General features: G+C 63.9%; 6 protein-coding genes and 1 pseudogene. 2 read left to right on the top strand and 5 right to left on the bottom strand.

What is annotated here, in order from left to right; translation table 11 throughout:
- Window positions 1–425: IS3 family transposase (locus AC07DW_RS33465; protein ID WP_478861387.1), on the bottom strand; the 425-nt coding region annotated here is incomplete at its 3' end.
- Between AC07DW_RS33465 and AC07DW_RS33470 the strand changes: the two genes are divergently transcribed.
- Window positions 321–539 (top strand): hypothetical protein, encoded by a 219-nt coding sequence (locus AC07DW_RS33470; RefSeq protein ID WP_478861389.1) that lies wholly within the window; start codon window positions 321–323, stop codon window positions 537–539. The two genes, AC07DW_RS33465 and AC07DW_RS33470, sit on opposite strands and share 105 nt — an antisense overlap.
- A gap of 536 nt (window positions 540–1,075) precedes the next feature.
- Here the strand turns inward: AC07DW_RS33470 and AC07DW_RS33475 are convergent.
- From AC07DW_RS33475 to tpg, 3 genes and pseudogenes are all read right to left on the bottom strand, one after another.
- Complete coding sequence (locus tag AC07DW_RS33475) at window positions 1,076–1,564, bottom strand: ester cyclase (RefSeq protein ID WP_478861384.1); 489 nt, start codon at window positions 1,562–1,564, stop codon at window positions 1,076–1,078.
- A 134-nt stretch (window positions 1,565–1,698) separates the two neighbouring features.
- Entirely contained in the window at window positions 1,699–2,448 is a 750-nt protein-coding gene (locus AC07DW_RS33480; protein ID WP_478861385.1) for a transposase family protein, read from the bottom strand.
- Between the two features lie 335 nt (window positions 2,449–2,783).
- Window positions 2,784–3,184: pseudogene (gene tpg, locus AC07DW_RS33485) on the bottom strand (telomere-protecting terminal protein Tpg); the annotation flags it as partial.
- Here tpg and AC07DW_RS33490 point away from each other — a divergent pair.
- Window positions 3,158–3,367: an abortive infection family protein gene (locus AC07DW_RS33490; RefSeq protein WP_478861388.1), complete on the top strand. Its 210-nt coding sequence runs from the start codon at window positions 3,158–3,160 to the stop codon at window positions 3,365–3,367. The pseudogene tpg and the gene AC07DW_RS33490 overlap by 27 nt on opposite strands.
- A 51-nt stretch (window positions 3,368–3,418) precedes the next feature.
- Here AC07DW_RS33490 and AC07DW_RS33495 read toward each other — a convergent pair.
- Window positions 3,419–4,259, bottom strand: an 841-nt coding sequence (locus AC07DW_RS33495; protein WP_478861386.1) for a hypothetical protein, incomplete at its 5' end; no start/stop codon positions are given.

The raw sequence follows: 4,259 nt of genomic DNA on the forward strand, positions 1-4,259 counted from the left end.
CCTCGAACCAGCCCGACCACACCTCTACCGCGCGCTCCGTCTCCACGAACGGAACAACGCGTCACGCACCCAACAGACACGCACGGCTGTAGTACAGGGCGTCGACGGCGGGGCCGGCGCGCATGCGGCCGGTGAGTGCCCGGTTGGCCAGACGGCGCGAGGCGGGACCGATGACCGTGGCCAGGCAGAGAAACGTCCCGTTCGCCAGGCGGAAGATACGTGATGTCACCGGCGTACTCCGTGTTCACGACCTCCGCGGTGAAGTCCCGGGCGGTCAGGCCGGGTGCCTTCACCGTGGCCGGGCCGGGGACGGTGGTGCGGTGCCTCTTCTGGAGCCGCAGCCCGGCCAGGCCGATGGAGCGCATGAGGCGGGCGACGCGCTTGTGGTTCACGTGCTCACCGTCATCACGGAGCTCGGCGGTGATCCCCGCGACTCCGTAGGTTCCGCCGGGGTCACGGTGCACCTGGCGTATCTTCGCGGCGGGCTGGGCGTCGGCGGCCTGCCGGGCCGCGCGGACCGGGCGGTCCTGCACCAGTAGCAGAAGCTGGAGCGGGCGTGCCCAGGACCTGGCACAACCGCTTTACGCCGAAGCGGCGCTGGTGGCCAGCGACGAACTGGAAGCGGTTCACCAGCGCGTCTCCCCGGCGAAATTCTTCGCCGCCCGGCGAAGGATGTCCCGCTCCTGCTCCAGCTCGCGGATCCTCTTTCCGTGGCGCGGCGGGCCCGGCCCCGGCCGCCCCGGCCGCCCGGCCCGCGCGGGAACCCCAGCGCCGACCGTCCGCGGCCCGAGAAAGCGGGTACCCTCACCGTCCGCGCCGCCACCCTCGCACCAGCAGGAAGTCCAGCGGTGTGTGTCTTGAACCTGTCGGTACGCCGGGACCGGCCATGCCTGCGCGTGCGTCTGTGACACATCGCAGGGCGCGCACCCTTGACATAGGCTGCATGGCCGCCTCCCCCGGAGGAACGCGGATTTCTGTTTTCCGTTGGGTTACGCCGTGTTTGCGCTTGAAAGGAAAGTTTGCTCCTGCCAGCGGCGCCGTCCTCCATCGGCAGAGGACACGGGACAAACCGGAATCACCTCAGTGCTCTTTCAGCGAGCCCAATACCAGTAGGTGCACCCTTTTCACCTCGCATCTGACGAAGCAGGATTTCGTTGTCGTAGTAGATGCGTTCCGCAGTGATTTTGAATGGCTCTTCCTCTCGGAAGAGGAACAAGACGAACATTTCCCATGAGACATGAAATCCTTGCGGTTTCACTCCGCAGTATTCACCGCGGTGGGATCCCGAAATTGTTACCTCGCGAAAAGAGACGCCAGGCGTATCCCAGCTACCCGTTACGGTAATGAAGAAATCGGGGATGGCCGCTTCAACGAGCTGATAAAAGTCTTTGACTCCCTCAAAACCTGGAAAATGAGAGCTGAGCGGCATGACGTCATAGTAGGCACGGTCATCTTGCAGCATCGTTTCATACACACCGTCCCATTCGTGGGCGTTTTCACGTCTGATGTGCTCTTCGATTACTCGACGCTGTCCATCGATTCTTTGGTTGTCGGTGATCACCATGGTGGCCTCCTGTCAGACGGCAACTCAGATCAAAGACACGTACTAGGGCATTGCAGTCCACCGCTGCCCTCCGCGCAAGCCGCCGCGCCGTGACCGGAGAGGGCACTGGGCTCTCATGAAGACACTGAGCTTCTTCAGCGTTGCTTCTCCAGGGTGAGGATGGCCTTGACGATTGACGTGAGCTTGTTGGGGCTGACGCGGGCTTTGCGGAAGATCCGCCAGGCTTTGAGTCGTGCGAAGGCCCGTTCGACGGGCGAGCGGAGTCGGGCGTGTGCCCGGTTGACGGACTTCTCTTTGACCGTGAGCTCACGGCTTCGGTGCCTTTTGACGGGTGTGGCGAACGTTCCGCCGGCGCCCTGGCAGGCCTTGTCCGCGAGGGCGGGGATCTTCAGTCGCTCACAGGTGGTGACGATTTTGTGGGTGCGTGCGGCGGTGATGTCTGCGGTCCGTCCGGGCAGGGCCGGCGAGTACCAGATGAGTTCGCCGACCGGACCGGTGACCGCCTGGATGTTCACGCCGTGCTTGCGGTGCTTGCCGGAGTAGTCATCCTGGCTGTTGCCGACGCGGTCGCACTCGGCGAGCGTGCCGTCCACGAGCACGTACTCGGGACGTGCCTGCCGCAGCGCGCGGGTGAGTGAGGGAGCGCGGGAGGCCAGGTGTGTGATCACGCTGTGTACGTAGGCGTGGGCGGTGCTCCCGCTGATCCGGAACCCGGCGGCGATCTGGGCGAGGGTATCGTGCTTGCGCAGATATACGAGCGTGATCAGGGCCCGCTGGGAGGTCGGCAGCTTGCACCGGCGGTCACCCTCACGGGTGACGATCAGCATCGTGACCCACTCCACGAGGGCATGCGGAAGGTCCAGTGCGGCAGGATAGGTGACCAACAAGGCTCCCTGGTGAATGAGTTGCGACGTGAGATCTCTCGCTCAACCGTCCGGGAGCCTTGTCCGTTACGAGCCCTTGCCTGTCACCCGATCAGTGGCCGACTCGAAGAAGCTCACTGAGGCTTTTCCATCCTCACTTTGAGCTGGCCAGACGCAGGGGTGAGGGCGGGCTGAACGAGCGGCGTGACGAACACGGCTTCGGCGAGCCGTAACCGGCGGCGCCCGGGCGGCGTTGGGCACGGTACGCGTGATGAACATCCGACCCCCCGCGGATACGCGAGCGAGCCCCGGACCGATGCGGTCCGGGGCTCTCGGGCCTGTTCGGGGCGCGGCTGCTACAGCTCGAACTCGAGGTGCTCGGTGTCCGTGAACCGGACCTCCTCCAGGGAGCCGGCGCGGCGGCCGCCGTCCTGGAAGTACACCTCCTTGAGGGCTTCGGCGGCGATCTCCTGGAGGCGGCGCGTCGCTGGCCCCCTGCTCCTGGGCGTCGAAGAGGCGGGCGGCGTAGACGGGCGGCAGGGAGACGGTCAGGTGCCGGATGCGGTCCTGGTCCGTCGACCCGATCGGCGCGGTGTAGCCCATGCGCGCGGGCGTCGATGACGATACCGCCCGTGCTCGCCGCCTTCGCCCTGGCCCGGATCAGGGGCTGCCACCGCTTCTTCACCTCGCGCTCCATGCGCGCGGCGAGTCCGGGGCGGGGCTTCTTGATCTGGTCCTTTACGTACCGTTCGACGGTGGGAGACCGTCTGGGCGACCGCTACGACAGACCGCGGACTCGGCGAAGAAGACGGCATCGCAGCTTCGTGAACTGCGCAACCGCTTCGGGACGGGGCACGGTCGTCCTGTTTCCACGAGATCACTGCCGAGAGAGTCGAGGCGTGCCTGCACGGTGCCCTGGTCTGGGTGCGGTGGGCGCTAGCAAGACTTCAGACTTAGCCATGTGTGCGCGCTCTCACCTCGATAGAGCCGGTCACCCGTCGCTTGTCAGCATATCGAATGGCCCAACCTTTTGCACCTCGAGATTTTTGGGGTTGAACGTAATAAGATATCTCTGTTCTTTTACATAGTATCCCTCATACTTCTTCCCTTTCAACTGTCCAGACGAGAATCTCCCCGCATGGGCATCCTCGGCTATACCCTTGGTGCTATGCTGGGCAAGCTGCACCTTATCGTTTTCGATTTTACTAGAGGTGTACGCCACCCCCTTTCGTACCTTAATCACGAGCCTGGAATCCATCTGATCGGGCCATCGGGCGACGACAGTCATTTGCCCAAACATTCTTGCAATGTGCCGGTTTGGGGTTGTATATACCCCTTCACCATAAACGCGGCCATGGCTCGTCTTTTTTGGCAAAATAAATTTTTTAGACATTCCGATTGATTCGGCTGCTTCTGGATTTGTGCCATGATATTGCGGTTTTGTGGTCAGGTTAAAGGATGCCGCCCATTCGCGCGCATTGCGACTGTTTCCCGACCCCACGTCATATTTCAGACCCTCGCCATTTTTTCGACCCTTCACGGCCAATTCCGGATAGCCGGCCTTGCCCGCGATAGCCGACAGGGTAACGGCTCCGTCTGGTACGGCTGCTGTGGTTGCTGTGACAGCTTTGGCGGCTTTGGCGGCTTTGGCGCCGATGGCGGCGCCGCCTCCGAGGAGGATGCCGACGGCTCCGATCGCCATGGAGGCGACGTTGAGGTCGTCGGTGAGCTGGTCTTGTCCGGTTGCGAGGGCGGCGATGTCGAGGGCGGCGCTGGCGCCGTCGAGGGCGGCGCCAGCGAGGGCGATGCCGACGGCTAGGGCGCCGCCGCCG

The sequence above is a fragment of the Streptomyces sp. NPDC045701 genome (assembly GCF_056432045.1).